13 protein-coding genes are annotated in these 15430 nt (G+C 44.8%); 5 read left to right on the top strand and 8 right to left on the bottom strand.

Annotated features, from left to right (window positions below; translation table 11 throughout):
* Window positions 1-137 precede the first annotated feature (137 nt).
* Both JGK22_RS09280 and JGK22_RS09275 read left to right on the top strand, forming a co-directional pair.
* Window positions 138-743 (top strand): hypothetical protein, encoded by a 606-nt coding sequence (locus JGK22_RS09280; RefSeq protein WP_293181050.1) that lies wholly within the window; start codon window positions 138-140, stop codon window positions 741-743.
* 89 nt (window positions 744-832) lie between these two features.
* On the top strand, window positions 833-2209 hold the full coding sequence (locus tag JGK22_RS09275) for a cytochrome P450 (RefSeq protein WP_293196836.1): 1377 nt from the start codon (window positions 833-835) through the stop codon (window positions 2207-2209).
* An 806-nt stretch (window positions 2210-3015) separates the two neighbouring features.
* Here JGK22_RS09275 and JGK22_RS09270 read toward each other — a convergent pair.
* Window positions 3016-3303 (bottom strand): hypothetical protein, encoded by a 288-nt coding sequence (locus JGK22_RS09270; RefSeq protein WP_193973219.1) that lies wholly within the window; start codon window positions 3301-3303, stop codon window positions 3016-3018.
* Between the two features lie 497 nt (window positions 3304-3800).
* Between JGK22_RS09270 and JGK22_RS09265 the strand changes: the two genes are divergently transcribed.
* The 3 genes from JGK22_RS09265 (at window position 3801) to JGK22_RS09255 (ending at window position 6142) form a co-directional block, all read left to right on the top strand.
* A complete protein-coding gene (locus tag JGK22_RS09265) occupies window positions 3801-4061 on the top strand; it encodes a MoaD/ThiS family protein (RefSeq protein ID WP_293181042.1) in 261 nt (86 codons plus the stop codon).
* 411 nt (window positions 4062-4472) lie between these two features.
* The gene (thrC, locus tag JGK22_RS09260) at window positions 4473-5771 is read left to right on the top strand and encodes a threonine synthase (RefSeq protein WP_293181039.1); all 1299 of its coding nucleotides are present in this window, start codon (window positions 4473-4475) and stop codon (window positions 5769-5771) included.
* Window positions 5772-5866: 95 nt separating this feature from the next.
* On the top strand, window positions 5867-6142 hold the full coding sequence (locus JGK22_RS09255) for a MoaD/ThiS family protein (protein ID WP_293181036.1): 276 nt from the start codon (window positions 5867-5869) through the stop codon (window positions 6140-6142).
* A 384-nt stretch (window positions 6143-6526) separates the two neighbouring features.
* Here JGK22_RS09255 and JGK22_RS09250 read toward each other — a convergent pair whose 3' ends face one another.
* From JGK22_RS09250 to dapA, 7 genes are all read right to left on the bottom strand, one after another.
* Window positions 6527-8779 (bottom strand): ATP-binding protein, encoded by a 2253-nt coding sequence (locus JGK22_RS09250; protein WP_293181033.1) that lies wholly within the window; start codon window positions 8777-8779, stop codon window positions 6527-6529.
* Between the two features lie 3 nt (window positions 8780-8782).
* The gene (locus JGK22_RS09245; RefSeq protein ID WP_293206436.1) at window positions 8783-10192 is read right to left on the bottom strand and encodes an extracellular solute-binding protein; all 1410 of its coding nucleotides are present in this window, start codon (window positions 10190-10192) and stop codon (window positions 8783-8785) included.
* 582 nt (window positions 10193-10774) lie between these two features.
* Window positions 10775-11485, bottom strand: coding sequence for a transposase (locus tag JGK22_RS33235; protein ID WP_363319694.1), 711 nt, complete (start codon window positions 11483-11485; stop codon window positions 10775-10777).
* Between the two features lie 81 nt (window positions 11486-11566).
* Window positions 11567-11833, bottom strand: a complete 267-nt coding sequence (locus JGK22_RS33230) for a hypothetical protein (protein ID WP_363319161.1) — start codon at window positions 11831-11833, stop codon at window positions 11567-11569.
* Window positions 11772-11906, bottom strand: coding sequence for a helix-turn-helix domain-containing protein (locus tag JGK22_RS33225; RefSeq protein ID WP_363319154.1), 135 nt, complete (start codon window positions 11904-11906; stop codon window positions 11772-11774). The genes JGK22_RS33230 and JGK22_RS33225 overlap by 62 nt, the downstream gene beginning before the upstream one ends.
* Before the next feature lie 252 nt (window positions 11907-12158).
* Entirely contained in the window at window positions 12159-14054 is a 1896-nt protein-coding gene (locus JGK22_RS09235; RefSeq protein ID WP_293181027.1) for a ribonuclease J, read from the bottom strand.
* Between the two features lie 317 nt (window positions 14055-14371).
* On the bottom strand, window positions 14372-15265 hold the full coding sequence (dapA, locus tag JGK22_RS09230; protein WP_293181024.1) for a 4-hydroxy-tetrahydrodipicolinate synthase: 894 nt from the start codon (window positions 15263-15265) through the stop codon (window positions 14372-14374).
* Window positions 15266-15430 lie beyond the last annotated feature (165 nt).

Here is a 15430-nt window from a genome sequence, read left to right as displayed (position 1 = left end):
TAAACAATAACTCTGAACTTATTTTCGTCTTCATACTGCGGAAATACTTCTAAGTGAGTGTAATTAGGGATTAAGTGCTTGCTACCACCAAAATTCTGCCCGACCTACACTGACGTTTAGTTGAGTATTAAAAAGTTATGAACCTTATCTGCAAACAGTTCGGGTATTTAGCGACTGGATTAATTTTGATCGGGGGTAGCAGTTGTTCTAGCTACGATGCAGCAGCTAAATCAGCCGAAAACCAGAGCCAACCCTCAGCAAGAACCCGTCAGTTCCCGCACCTACAGCTAACCGGCAATCAACTTGATAGTCGATCGGCCCCACCGGAGCCCTCTAACTCTGTTAGCTCGGTTTTACCGAGTACCAAAGTACCAGAAAGCACAGCTACAGTTACGGTTTATGAGGTAGACAATCTTTGTCAAAGTCTGAAGCCAGCAACAGTTACAGGCCCAGATAACCAGTTAATGTCATCGGCCGTTAATGAAGTATTAAAGCAGGAGATTTTCGCTAGTCTGGGTTTAGTTGGTTATCGGCTTAAAATCGATCGCGACCTCGGCATCGCTACCGTAGATTTACGGGCCTCAGGGAATTCGCGCCAGAAATTGCAAAATCTGTCAAGCTGTCAGATGTTAGGTTTGTTCGGAGGCGTGCGCCAAACCCTAACCAGTTATGCTCCTTGGCAAATTAAAACAGTCCGTTTTACAGAGCTCGGACAGGACATTGTGAGTACCGTTCGAGAATAATCCCTTAAAATTATGGGAGAGCGTACAACCCGCTTTCTGCGGGATTCCTATGGATGTTACCCGCGTCCTCTAACAGCGCCATAATTTTTATGACCCTACCTGACGGCCCCAAAACCCCCCGCTTCTTGCAGCTAATTCAATGGATTGGCGATCCGCTGACATACATGGACGGCAACGCCAAAAAGTACGGGGAGATTTTCACGACTCGATGGGGCAACCTTGAACCCTTCGTGATGATCCACAGCCCGCAAGCGATCCAGGAAATGCTCAACAGCAAGGCGCTTGATGCTCCAGGCGATATCAACGGTATTCTCAAACCAGTCCTGGGGGAACAATCGATGATTGTAATCTCCGGAGAAAAGCACAAACGGCAACGTCAATTATTGATGCCACCCTTTCACGGGGAACGGATGCGAAACTACGGCCAGCAAATTTGCGATATTACCCAAGATGTTGCTAGCAAGTGGAAGGTCGATCGACCTTTTGTCGCCCGCACAGCCATGCAGGAAATCACCATGCGGGTAATTTTGCAAGTAGTCTTCGGACTGAATGAAGGGCCGCGGTTGCAGCAACTTTCCCCGCTGCTGGCTTCAATTATCGATATGACCGGCTCTCCGGTGCGATCGAGTATCCTATTTCTGCCCTGGTTGCAGCAAGATTGGGGCCCTTGGAGTCCTTGGGGACGCATGAAACAGCAGCGCCAAAAAATTCACGAACTGATGGACGGCGAAATAGAAGAGCGCAAACAGCAACCAAATGCCGATCGTACCGACATTCTCAGCTTAATGATGGCCGCCCGCGACGAAAACGGCGAACCAATGACGAATGAAGAATTGCGCGACGAATTAATGACGCTGTTGTTTGCTGGCCACGAAACCACAGCAACAGCGCTAGCTTGGGCCTTTTACTGGATTCACAGTTTGCCCTCGGTACGCCAGAAACTGCTGCAAGAATTGGACAGTTTGGGCGAAAACCCCGACCCAATGGAGATTTCCCGCTTGCCTTACCTGAGTGCAGTTTGTCAAGAGACACTGCGAATTTACCCAGTGGGAATGCTGACATTTCCGCGAGTAGTGCGGGAACCCGTGGAACTAATGGGGCATCAACTCGAACCGGGTACGGTGGTTTTCGGCTCAATTTATTTAACGCACCGCCGGGAAGATTTGTATCCAGAACCGCTGCAATTCAAGCCTGAACGGTTTTTGGAGAGGCAATTCTCGCCTTACGAATATTTGCCCTTTGGGGGCGGTAGTCGCCGTTGTATCGGCTTAGCGCTGGCGCAGTTGGAAATGAAACTGGCGATCGCAACCATTTTGCGCGATTTCGACTTAACCTTAGCCGAGAAAAAGCCCGTACAAGCCAAACGCCGAGGGGTGACTTTAGGGCCGGCGGGCGGTGTGCGGATGGCCTTCCTGGGGCGACGGATGCGGCAGCAGATGCCTGAACCTGTTGCTACTGGGGTTTGAACTCGCAGCACCCAAGCGGGGGCGCAGCCATCGCACTTTTGCTCTTTGAATGCAAACAATTTAGGCCGATCGGGCGATCGACCCGCCTTTTTTATGTAGCGAGTGCTACACAAAAATAGCTAGAATCCTTAACCTGTAACCATCACCGCCCTCAAATTTCAAAATTCCAGTCTAAAATAGTAGAAGCCTTGCAAACATACCCAAAAAGTAAAAGTGGGTGATTGCAATAGTCCTCTTGATATCTAGAAGACTTGCCTGCCATACTTTAAAAACATATGCATACCCTGTTATTCAGCAAAGGTCGGAAGCGTGTTGGCAATGCCAGCAATCTTTCGGCCTCTTTATTTTTTGGGTACTGAAAACCTTCGGCTAGAGACGCACAAGGCAACTCAAAAATATAAATTCTCGCTATCTTCTCATCTGGCATCTCCTCAATTAGAGTGGTTTTGCCTCCAATTGAAAAAGGATCCGGCAGCAAGTTTAAGGAATTACTGTGGGTGATTGCAATAGTCCTCTTGATATTTATAAGGCTTGCCTGCCATACTTTAAAAACATATGCATACCCTGTTATTCAGCAAAGGTCGGAAGCGTGTTGGCAATGCCAGCAATCTTCCGGCCTCTTTATTTTTTGGGGTACCGAAGACCTTTGGCTAGAGATACCGAAGGCAAGGCAAAAGTATAAATTCTCCTCCTCTCCTCAATTAGAGTGATTTTGCCTCCAATTGAAAAAGCATCCGGCAGCAAGTTTAAGGAATTACTAAGGAATGATTAATAACTTGTTAAACAATCTCCTTGTGCACCCGATCTCAATCTTCTGTTTTGAGAAATTCCGATACCGAGACAGACTTGGGGAGGCTCTCGATATCTTGAATTTCGCTTTCATGGGCAAAAAACTCGACTTCTTTGTCATCAATCTGGATCTGATAGCTAGCGGTAGCAGTCACAATCCGCCGCTTTTTTTTATCTTCTATTAAAACCCAACACACCACAGGCCTTACCCACCTCTCAACGTGCTGGCTTTGCTTCGTACTCCCAAAGGCATACCAGCCTTTAGCTTCAATAATTTGAAGCACTTTAAAATCGTTACTTGCCATAAATATCAGGTTCGCGTTAACTTGACTATTATTCTGAGATCGAAGGGCACGCTTCCTAAGCGGAGCAAAGCTTTGGAAATTATAAGCTGGACTGGACAACCAGATTTTTCGTCGGGAATCAGCCAGTTAGCAGAGCATAGTCTGCTTTGTTACTCGCTAAAGTTAGTTCGATATTTTGCTACTCTCCCACAATTACGGGGAAGTATCGATACCGCCTCCTCAAAAAGTAGTCTTGCCCTCGGCTCAACACCAGCTAACTCAATCTTCGCTAGCTGCATTTAAGTGGATGCCAACTGCTTCTAACGCCTGGTTGGTAAGAGCGATGGGCATACAAGACTGTTCGGATTTTATGCTGCAATCAACGGTCATTTTTACCAGCTCTGCTAAAAATTAACTAAAGATTGCCGCTTTCAATTCTAAGCCTGGGTGCGCGTAATTCTCAATTAATTGTATGGTGTAGTTGATTATTGCCAAACTGTCGATCGCACAAAACAGCCGTGTCTAACTCTTCGATTACCATCACCGTTAAACTATTCGCCGCCTTCAGTGAAGCCTACGGCGTTTCGGAACTTACACTAGAACTTCCTCCCGAAACCCCGGTATCTGAAGTGCTCGAAAGCTCGATCGGCCAATACCCTCAATTAGAACAGTGGCGCGATCGTACCCGCTTCGGCGTCAACCTAGAATTCGTCTCCCCCGACACCATCCTCCAAGACGGCGACGAAGTTGTACTCATCCCCCCCGTCAGCGGTGGATAATACAATTTTGGATTTCCTCAAGGTACGTAGTTGCGCTTCAGCGCTCTTTCTTTATATCTATGAAAGAGCGCTTGCATCGCAACAACGTACCTTTGCTTTAAATATGAGAGTTGCGTCTAGGACTTACCCAGCACAAAAAACTTTATAAAGTTTTGAAATTAGTTTTGCAGCAAAATTGTTCTTGAGTTCGGTTAATTGAGATAATTTTCCTCTGGGCCAGCATTCCCCAGCAGAGCTTAAAACCCTTTCTGAGAAAGAGATTGAGGACTATCAGTCAACCTCCAATTTCGGGCAAGAAACTGCCAAAAATTAATCCCGACTAAAAAAATCGGGTATAGTTGACGGGGTAGATCGAGCGTGCTAATCTTTCCTAAGACTTAAGAAAACATCGCAAAACTAGAGAGTTGAGCTATGACCCAGGCGACCAGAACCCAATCCACAGCAGCAACCTTCACAGCCCTCAAATGTAAAGAATGCGGCGAAGAGTACGAACTCCAAGCCAAGCACGTCTGCGATTGCTGTTTTGGCCCGCTAGAAGTCAAGTACGACTACGACGCCATCCGCCGCCGCGTCACTCGCCAAACCATCCAAGCAGGCCCCAACTCAATCTGGCGCTACCGCGAATTTTTACCAGTCGCTACAGAAAACGTCATCGATGTCGGCACGGGGATGACTCCTTTAGTAAAATCCCACCGCTTAGCGCGCCGCCTCGGTCTCAAAAATCTTTACATTAAAAATGATGCCGTCAATATGCCCACTCTGAGCTTTAAGGACAGAGTGGTGTCAGTCGCCCTCAGCCGAGCGAGAGAATTGGGTTTCACAACAGTATCTTGTGCCAGCACTGGCAACTTAGCTAACTCCACGGCTGCGATCGCCGCCCACGCCGGACTAGATTGCGTAGTCTTCATCCCCTCCGACTTAGAAGCAGGCAAAGTCCTAGGCACCTTAATTTACAATCCGACTGTGATGGCAGTTCACGGCAACTACGACCAAGTTAACCGCCTCTGCTGCGAAGTAGCCAATACACACGGCTGGGGATTTGTCAACATCAACTTGCGCCCCTACTATTCCGAAGGCTCGAAAACCCTCGGCTACGAAGTTATCGAACAACTAGGTTGGAAATTGCCCGATCACGTAGTTGCTCCCCTCGCTTCCGGTTCTTTGTTCACCAAAATCTATAAAGGCTTCAACGAATTCACCGAAGTCGGCTTGGTTGAAGGCAAGAAAGTCCGGTTCAGCGGCGCTCAAGCTGACGGCTGTTCCCCGATCGCCCAAGCATACCGCGAAGGTCGCGACTTCGTAACACCAGTCAAACCGAATACAATTGCTAAATCGATCGCGATCGGCAATCCAGCAGACGGAATGTACGCCCTCGACATCGCCCGCAAAACAGGCGGAAACATCGAATCCGTCAGCGACACCGAAATCATCGAAGGCATGAAACTGCTAGCAGAAACCGAAGGCATCTTCACCGAAACCGCAGGCGGCACGACGATCGCAGTCTTGAAAAAACTCGTAGAAGCAGGTAAAATCGACCCCGAAGAAACCACCGTCGCCTACATCACCGGCAACGGCTTGAAAACCCAAGAAGCCGTCCAAGGTTACATCGGCGAACCCATCACCCTCGAACCAAAACTGGAAGCCTTCGAGCGCGCCCTCGAACGCGCCCGGACACTCGAACGTTTGGAATGGCAGCAAGCTTCTGTTTAATAGTTATTGGTTGTTGGTTATTGGTTATTGGAATCAACAACTAACAATTAACAACTGACAACTCACAACTGACAACTCACAATTAACAACTAACCATGACCGTTAAAGTTTTAATTCCCACACCACTGCAAAAATTCACTAACAATCAAGCCACAATAGAATGCGGTGGTGCAAACATTTCCGAACTGATTGAAGCGTTAGAAACAAATTGTCCCGGCATCAAAAAAAGCCTGTGCGACGAACAAGGATCGCCTCGAAGATTTCTCAACTTCTACGTCAACAGCGAAGACATCCGGTTTTTGGAAGGTACGGAAACTGCTCTTAAAGATGGTGATGAAGTGAGTATTGTCCCAGCCGTTGCTGGTGGTTGATTTTTGACCGCAGATTTAAGCAGATAAACACAGATGAACGCAGATAGTTGTTAAATCTATCTGCGTTTATTTGTGGTTAAAATCGATTGATTTTTTTTGAGAAAATTTGACACTAAAAAAGCTGATTTATGAATCAATACGGTTCAGTTAACACTGTTAATTCCCCGGAGATCCCCCTCGCATCCCCCTGATAGTCGGAGGACGAAAGAGCAACTTCTTGTTTTCTTGTTCAGTATTCTGACCATAGCAATCCTAAATCATTTGTGAATTTCTTACTTTCTCCCCTTAGTAAGGGGAGGGTTGGGAGGGGTAAAACTTTTACGACTCCTGCAATGATTGCTATATCTGCATCATAAAATCAGTCAATAGTCTAATCTCAAATATTTACGCATTAACAGCTTTTCCTAATACTTGTCTTAGCTCATTCACCTGACAATTTTGTGCCAGTTGAATCAAGTGTTGAGCGAAAGCAGCGCATTCGGGATGAGTTTGTTGTACATATGCGGCAACTTCGGCAAGTTCGTCTAAATCCCCCCATTTGACTAAATCGTTCAGTTGCGCTAGAAGGTTGGCTGGGGGTAGCTGCGACTCTCGGATGTCGGATACAGGAGGTGTCGGTTCTGGTGTCGCCACATTTTCATACACCCATTCCAACTTCAGATATTTTTGTAGCAAAGCCAGCAACAATTCTGCGTCAATGGGTTTGGGCAAAAAGTCGTCTGCACCCGCATCCAAACTTTGAAATTGATCGGCTTCAAAGACACTGGCTGAGGAGGCGATCGCAACGACTTGTTTCAATGTTGGCGATTGGCGCAGGTGTTGCAGCAATTCAAAGCCGTGCATTACAGGCATCATTAAGTCTGTAATCACTGCATCGGGTGGCTGTGTAACGGCTTTTTCTAGCGCTTCTTTTCCATTGCTTGCTTCGATAACTTCAAATCCAATTGGTTCAAGAAGATTAACTAATACTGCACGATTTTCCCACTTATCATCCACCGCTAAAATGCGCTGTTTTGTGCCTCGATATCCTGCGATCGTACCTTGTTGAGAGGTGCGAGAAATTGTTGCCCAACTTTGCGATTCTGGAACTTCTATATCGAAAGAGAAAATACTTCCTTTACCCAGTTGGCTTTGTGCCTTAATTTGACTGCCCATTAACTCCACAATTTTCCAACTAATTGCCAGTCCCAAGCCAGTGCCTTCTGCTTGTTTTTTCGTATTTCCCACTTGTTCAAAGGGTAGAAAAATTGTGTCTAATTGCTCTGGAGTCATCCCAACTCCTGTATCGCTAACTTGGAAGCGCCAGCGATAGGTTGATGGATCTGATGCGATCGCCTGTGCTTGAATCGCGAAAGTCACGCCACCTTGTTCTGTAAATTTGATGGCGTTTCCCAGCAAATTAATTAAGACTTGTCGCAGCCGCTTTTCATCAGCATGAATACCGACAGGTAGGTTAGATTCGGGTACGTATATAAAGTCAATTCCTTTTTCTTCGGCACGGACGCGACAAATTTCGGTAACTGCTTCTAAAAAAGAGGGAAAATGGAAATCTGTGGGAATGAGTTCTAGTTTGCGAGCTTCAATTTTAGAGAGGTCTAAAATATCGTTAATTAAAGTTAAAAGGTGATATCCGCATTGATAAATAATCCCCAATCCTTTTTTATGTTTTTTCTCCAAGTGCTTGGAACGTTGAAGGATTTGGGCATAACCAAGAATGCCGTTGAGTGGAGTTCTCAGTTCGTGACTCATATTAGCGAGAAATTCGCTTTTGGCTTGATTGGCATTGTCGGCAGCTTCTTTAGCTTGTTTGAGTTCGATCGCGCGCTGTTGGGATTCTTCAAGTAAAATTTTATTTTCCTTTAAAGCCCCTGCTAATTGTTCAGTGCGATCGCGAACTCGCTGTTCTAAGTTACTTAGCAAATCGGATAATCGCTCAATTGTAGAGTTCACACCCAATTGCAGCTCTCCTATTTCATCGGATTGAATTTTGCGATCGCAGCGCACATCTAGACTGCCGGATTCAACTTGTTTGAGAATCTGTAAAATTTCTTTAATTCTGCTAAATATTGTAGAATTAAACAGCAATAAAATTGCAGCAGATGTTGCAGCAATACAAGCAGATGACCCCAGTAAAAATATAATAATAATGTCTTTCTTGCGGTTTTGAATTCGCTCGATTCCAGCTTTGATATACAAAAAACCAATCAATTTTCCATCTTCTAGACGCAGCGGTGCAATGTGGATTAATCCATCGGAAACTGCGATGACTTGCTTCACCTTAAAGGTTTGCTCGAAGTTTTCCTCAATCTTGAAGCCTGCGATCGCTTTAACCGATTTGCCTACATCCTCTGAATTCATCGAATAATAGACTTTGCCGTTAGTTCCAATTGCTAATGTATCTAATAACTTTTCTCCCACAAGGTTTTCCATCACAGCGCGATCTCTGACTGCTTCATAATTTAGCAACCCTTGAGCAATTAGTTTTGCTGGCAATTGGATTTGTGTTGTGAGTGTTTTATCAATCTCATTAGAAAATCGATTGACATAGTAAGAACCCATTAAAGTGAGTGCAACGATCTCAACACCAATGACTGCTGTCCCAATCTTAAATGCTAAGCTTTGCCAAAACTTTTTCATGATTTATTGAATTTTCGATAAAATTTGTTGGTAGGAATTTTTAGCAGTAATCTCACCCGCTAGAAGATTTCTGATTTGTTGATGAAGCACCTTCGATAAATTGCGATTTTTGGCTCCAAATAGATAACCCGTGTAGTTAGAATAATGCACATTGGCACCATACCGGGCAGTGATATCACTTTGAAACTCTCCGAAACTATCTATCCCAGATTCAGCAACAGCGAGATTTCCCCTAATTCCCGTCGGATTTCTGGTATAGCGAACCCATTTTTCTGCAACTTTTGGTGTACACCAATTCATCAGCAATTTAATAGCGCTATCGCGATTTTTAGAGTTTTTTAAGACTCCCCAAGTTGGGATATAACCTCCTAAATAATGGTTAGTTTTTTGAAAAGAAGGCAGTTCTACAGGGACAATCTTAGACATTTTTTGAGCATCCATTCCGTGCCAGTGGCTGTACATCCAAGTGCCATTGACATAAAAGAGAGCGCGATCGTCCAACATGAGATGTCGGGTATTTGCCCAATTATTTTCTCGATGCGATGGAATCAATGGATTAAACTTACCTAGCGTTTCTAATGCTTGTAATGTTTTGAAGAGGGCAGCATTCTTTTCAGATGAACCGACTTCCGATTTGGCTTCCTTAAAATCTAAAATTTCTGATTTGACTAAATTTTGAAACAGAATCTCTAGTGTCATCCAATCTTTGCTCTCATAAAATGTGGCGATGTTATTTTTAGTTTGGCGATTGTAGAGATTTACAGCTTCAGCATAACCGAGGAGGTCATCAAAAGTCATTCCTTCATATTTGATATTAATGCCTATTTGAGCGGCAACATTTTTATTATAAAACAGCGCATGATAATATCCCTCTATATAAGGGCCGACTAAAAATCCCCCGGTTTGATTGCGATAGCTCGGATCTTGAATAATAAAAGGTTTTTGTGTTTCTGTAAATCCTGCAACTTCTTCAAAGTTGACGAGATGTTGTTCTCCCCATTTAGGATTGCCTAACTCTTCTGAAACTAGGGTGTAAATATCTTCATCCAACCAAACAATATCCCAATCTAACTTTCCCGATCGAATTGCAGATGCGATCGCTTTGGCTGTCCCCGGTTTATGCGCCAAATTCAGTTGTTGCCAAAATTTAAGTTTGAGAGCGATATTCTGATGTAAAAATGAGAACTCTTGTGCCACTTCTCGTACCAAAACCTCGCGTTTATCTTCCCTTAACCAGTGCCCCATCCAGTTAAGCTGATTTTGAGCAGCAAAGGAATTTGAATCATTTTCACCAGTCAACTCAATACCGCGCTCTCTAGGAGGGGAATCAGAATGAAATGGGAATGGATTGCAGCTTGTGAAGCCGAGTCCAAGTGCAAAAAAAGGTAGTGTATTAAATGTTCTACGTTTCATAAAGTTTATTGGTGTCACACCTTATTTATAGTCTACCCTAGGGCGTCGGTACAGTAGAATATTTTGACAAAAAGAACGAAATATGTGTTATGTAGGGGCGATCGCATGAGGGCGACAGTAGATCGCGACGCGATCGCCAACCATTTTTTTTTCCTCATGCGATCGCCCTGCCAAGGTCTACATCAACATACATACTATGCCACTTGTGTCAATTTCTTTTACTGAACCGATGCCCTAGTTGCTCGGTAAAATTAACTTTCGATGCTTTATAAAACATTCACACTGAAACGGTATAACTGAGGAAAGCGGTTGCTATAAATGCTTAAGTTTCAGCATTTAATTAAGTAAAATTAAATAATGGGAGTGGTGGTAAAAATAAAACTTTTACCACCACTCCCATTGTTTAATAAATACCATGAAAAATCGATCCAATTTAATAGCTAATCCTTCTTTTTAGGGTCGATAGGATTTAGATCGTTCCCGGTGGCATCCGAATAATATATTTGGATGATTGAAATACTCACCGACCTGAAGGAACGGTGATTCTTGACGCTTCATCGGGGAAAAGCTACCGAAGTAGTCTTACAGTCCCGAGCGCGTCCGTTTAAAGTCGTGGCGATTCCCCATCCCGACTTGTTCTATATTCTTAGCAGCATTCTCATCTCTATCTTGCTCGGTGCCACAACTTAAACAAAGAACCGAACGAATAGATAAATCAATCTTGCCCCATTTAAACCCACAGTCTGCACACACTTGACTGGTAGGTTCCCATCTACTAATTACTTTGAACTCCCTACCAAACTTCTCCGACTGACGCTCGCAAAGTGTTCGGAATTCTCTCCATCCTTGCCGACTAATTGCCCTGGAAAGCTTCCGGTTTTTGACCATGCCCGACACGTTCAAATCCTCCAAAACAATCACTTGGTTTTCGTTAACTATTTTGGTTGACAATTTGTGCAGGAAATCTTTACGGGTATCGGCAATTTGATTGTGCAACTTGGCAATTCTGATGCGAGTTACATTTCTTCTCCTAGAATCTTTTGGTTGGCGGGCTAATTTGCGTTGCAGTTTGCGAACTTTCTGGTCTAACTTTTTATAGCTAGGACTTTCGGCTTTCTCGCCATTACTCATCACCGCAAAGGTTTTAATCCCTAAATCAATCCCGATACTTGGATTCTTAGCCTCAGACTGAATTGGCTGAACTTCTACGACAAAACTCAGGAAATAGCGGTTTGTACAATCCTTGATTACCGTGACAGAGCTAGGCTCAGATGGTAACTTTTGCGACCAAATCGGCTTGACAATCCCAATCTTGGCTAAATAGACACCACCGTCCTCCGACCTGGAGAAACCGCGAAGAGTAAATCTAGCAGATTAATTGTTAGTCCTCTTTTTGAACTTGGGATACCCAACTTTACGTCCTTTTCTCTTTCCTTTGCAGGAATCGAAAAAGTTCTTAAAAGCTGTCTCCAAATCGGCTACGGATTGCTGCAAAGGAACTACCGATACTTCCCTTAGCCAGGCTCTTTCTTCGGATTGCTTGGCTTGAGTAATTACTATTTTCTGGAGTTCTGCTGATTTAAATCTTCTTTCTGATTGCTTGCAAAGTGCAAGAGCATCGTTCCAGGCTAGCTCGAACACAGCCAAACAATTGAGCCAAGCTCTGTCGTTGTTGGTCGGTTGGATAGATTCTGTACTGATACCTTGCTTTCATTATTTTTTGCTGTTTGATTTACTCGACCATACCATATATTATTGATCTAATCGATAAAATTAAAGAGAATTAAAGCCGTCCTATAAGGACGGGGCTTCAGACCCATTCTTTTGGTGAGAGTGCGAGCGGATCGAAAAGCGACATAGATCGATCGCTAAGACGATCGCACTCTTATAATTCCAATGCTACCGGATTTGATATTATCTGCCGTTGAAAAACAAATCCCTGGCGCAAAGCCAGGGATTACTAATACTAGGAGACAACGGAAGCTACTTTTGCAGCAGTCCGAGGACGACGACGACCTGTTACTGCGTTAGCCGGGACTGGTACTGGGGATGGCAATGATGGTGATGATGATGATGATGGTGATGATGATGATGCTAGCTTAGGTGCTTCAATCGAAAGCTGAGCTCTTTGCACAAATTCCGATCGCACTGCTTCTTCAGGAATTTGCATCAGGAATACCAGCATCGGATTGCTTTGCAGTTGCCGGCGCAGCACTCGCCCAATTGCTTTTTCGATTTGGGTTTGAACTCCTACCCAGTCAACATTAACTGGCGATTCAGCAGTAGCAGGTAGGACAAATTCCGACCAGCGATCGCTCAAAACTGTTTCAATGGTTTGATTGATTAGTCCGATCGTTTCCGCGCGATCGGCGGATGTCACTACACCTTTTAAGTGGACTTCTGGCTTAGCGACTAACTTGCCTTCCCAGTTCAAAGCTGCCGCTACCGTTACAGCGCCATCTCCGGCTAACTGCTGACGTTCCTTGAGGACGTTTGCTTTGACTACGCCCGATCGCGAAGAGTCTACCAATTCAATTCCTGAAGGCACTTTAGTACCGAGTCGCATCGAATTTTCGGTCAACTCAACCACATCGCCGTTGTCAATAATCACCATATTGCTCGCGGGAATGCCCATGCTTTGAGCCGTCTTGGAGTGCTGAACCAGCATCCGGTGTTCTCCGTGCACGGGTAAGAAGAACTTGGGACGAGTCATGTTAATCATTAACTTTTGGTCTTCTTGACAACCGTGGCCGGAAACGTGAATTCCTTTGTCGCGGCCGTAAACCACGTTTGCTCCCAGCATCATCAGTTTATCGATCGTATTTACCACTGCGATCGTATTTCCAGGAATCGGATTAGCCGAGAAAATGACTGTATCGCCCTTTCTGATTTTCACTTCATGATGTTCGCCGTTAGCAATGCGAGTCATCGCCGCCATCGGTTCGCCTTGGGAACCTGTAGTTAAAATCAAAACCTTGTCATCTGGCAAATTGCGGATTTCTTTCAACGGTTTGAAAATACTATCTTCGCATTTGATGTAGCCGAGATTGCGGCAGTGAGCGATGACGTTCAGCATCGAGCGGCCAACCACTCCGACATACCGATTGTTTTTCTTAGCCAATTCCAAAACAATTTGCAATCGGTGTACCGAAGAAGCAAAAGTCGTCAGCATCACTCGTCCCGTTGCTTGAGCGATAATTCTGTCTAAATTCGGAGCTACAGAACGTTCTGAAGCGGTAAAACCAGGAACTTCCGAGTTAGTAGAATCGCTGATCAAGCACAGCACGCCTCTTTCGCCGTACTCCGCCAGCTTTTGCAAATCAAAATGCTCGCCGTCTACAGGAGTGTGGTCAATTTTAAAGTCTCCAGTGTGAATAATAATTCCGACGGGAGTGTGAATTGCCACAGTGAAACTGTCGGCCATCGAGTGAGTGTTGCGAATGTATTCAACTAAGAAATGCTTACCAATTCTGACCGTATCCCGGGGGCGAACAGTCCGCAATTCAGTGCGGTGAGACACTCCGGCTTCTTCCAATTTTCCGGCGAGCAAAGCCATCGCCAAGCGCGGGCCGTAGATGACTGGAATTTCAAATTGTTTGAGGTGATAGGGGATGCCACCGATGTGATCTTCGTGACCGTGAGTCACGATCATACCTTTAATTTTGTGGTTGTTTTCCCGCAGGTAAGTCATGTCTGGGAGGACAATATTTACACCGTGCATTCCATCTGTGGGGAAAGCTAAACCTGCATCTAAAAGAATTATTTCGTCGCCGTACTCGAACACACAAGTGTTTTTACCGATTTCGTGCAGCCCGCCGAGGGGAATAACTTTTAGAGCTGATGCAGTTGTATTTTTGATCATGCGTATCCTTTGTTAGTTATTTTTGTTATGAGTCTGTTGTCTGTTGTCTTTTGTCTGTCGTCTTTTTTCGGCTGTTGGTTAGTAGGGCGATTTTTTTCCACATATTTATGATGGAAAACTCCCCTGCGGGTTTTGCGAACCCGTACAGTCAGTTGTCTTCAGTCTTGAGTCTTTTATTCCCAGTCTTTAATCCTTGACAGTCAGTTACTTACTAACAGTTAATGACTAATGACTGATGACGTTCGCGAGTTCCGAGGCTCGCACTACTGACCGATCGCAACTAATATTCAGTTGTCTGAAAACTCGTTCTCGCCTATCTAGCTAGCAGATACTGCGGCTAGCTGACTCAGTACGTCCTTTAACTTTTGAGTTACCTCAACGGGCGGAGCGCACAGGGGCGGACGGGTGGAACCCACATCCCAGCCTTGAAGTTTAAGAGCTGCCTTAACAGGAATGGGATTTGTGGTGAGAAAAAGAGCTTTAAACAGGTCAAAAAGTTGCAAGTGAATCTGGGTAGCGACTTGAACTTGACCGGCCTCGAAAGCTTTAATCATCTGTTGCAGTTGCTCTCCTACCAGATGGCTGGCTACGCTAACTACACCAGATCCTCCTACCGCCAACATTGGCAAAGTTAGGGAATCATCTCCAGAATAGATCGCAAATTCCGGTGATGTCAAGCACCGAATTTGACTTGCTTGATCTAGGTTGCCACTTGCTTCTTTGACTGCCACAATGTTGGGGATTTCTGCCAATCGAGCTACTGTCTCGGGCAACATATTCTGGCCAGTGCGACCGGGGATGTTATATAACATTATAGGCAATTCTGGAGCAGATTGCGCGATCGCCCGAAAATGATTGTACAAACCTTCTTGCGGCGGCTTGTTGTAATAAGGAACTACCTGCAAACAGCCGTCTAACCCGAGTTTAGCTGCTTTTTGCGTAGCTTCGATGGCTTCTGAGGTCGAATTCGACCCGGCTCCTGCGATTACCAAAGCTTTACCGGCTACTGCCTTTTGTACCACCTGAAATAATTGGTACTCTTCATCCCAGCTCATAGTGGGAGATTCGCCCGTAGTTCCGCACATTACCAAGCTATCCGTACCGCGATCGGCTAAATGAATTGCCAATTGTTCTGCTACCGCATAGTTAACGCTGCCGTCTTCCTTAAACGGCGTAATCATTGCAGTCAGAACCCGTCCAAACTTTACCACACTTTCTCCGATTTTAGACTGTTGATTTTTGATTTTAAATTTTTGATTTCAGATGCAAGATTTATCTAAAATCTTCATTTCAATTGCCCTATTGTCAGATTCAGTCGATTTTAGATGTTAAATTTTAGATGTTAAATTGACTCCACAGATGAATCTGGGTTCTTC

Origin of the sequence: Microcoleus sp. PH2017_08_TRC_O_A (genome assembly GCF_020738665.1) — a bacterium.
GTDB lineage: Bacteria > Cyanobacteriota > Cyanobacteriia > Cyanobacteriales > Microcoleaceae > Microcoleus.
Note: the sequence above shows the minus strand (reverse complement) of the source record. Positions and strands in the feature narration are given on the sequence as shown.

Bases quoted from the DNA above. Each gene is read 5' to 3' on its own strand.
- JGK22_RS09280 (WP_293181050.1), top strand. From the start codon at position 138: ATGAACCTTATCTGCAAACAGTTCGGGTATTTAGCGACTGGATTAATT.
- JGK22_RS09275 (WP_293196836.1), top strand. From the start codon at position 833: ATGACCCTACCTGACGGCCCCAAAACCCCCCGCTTCTTGCAGCTAATT.
- JGK22_RS09270 (WP_193973219.1), bottom strand. From the start codon at position 3,303: ATGGCAAGTAACGATTTTAAAGTGCTTCAAATTATTGAAGCTAAAGGC.
- thrC (WP_293181039.1), top strand. From the start codon at position 4,473: ATGACCCAGGCGACCAGAACCCAATCCACAGCAGCAACCTTCACAGCC.
- JGK22_RS09255 (WP_293181036.1), top strand. From the start codon at position 5,867: ATGACCGTTAAAGTTTTAATTCCCACACCACTGCAAAAATTCACTAAC.
- JGK22_RS09250 (WP_293181033.1), bottom strand. From the start codon at position 8,779: ATGAAAAAGTTTTGGCAAAGCTTAGCATTTAAGATTGGGACAGCAGTC.
- JGK22_RS09245 (WP_293206436.1), bottom strand. From the start codon at position 10,192: ATGAAACGTAGAACATTTAATACACTACCTTTTTTTGCACTTGGACTC.
- JGK22_RS33225 (WP_363319154.1), bottom strand. From the start codon at position 11,906: ATGAAAGCAAGGTATCAGTACAGAATCTATCCAACCGACCAACAACGA.
- JGK22_RS09235 (WP_293181027.1), bottom strand. From the start codon at position 14,054: ATGATCAAAAATACAACTGCATCAGCTCTAAAAGTTATTCCCCTCGGC.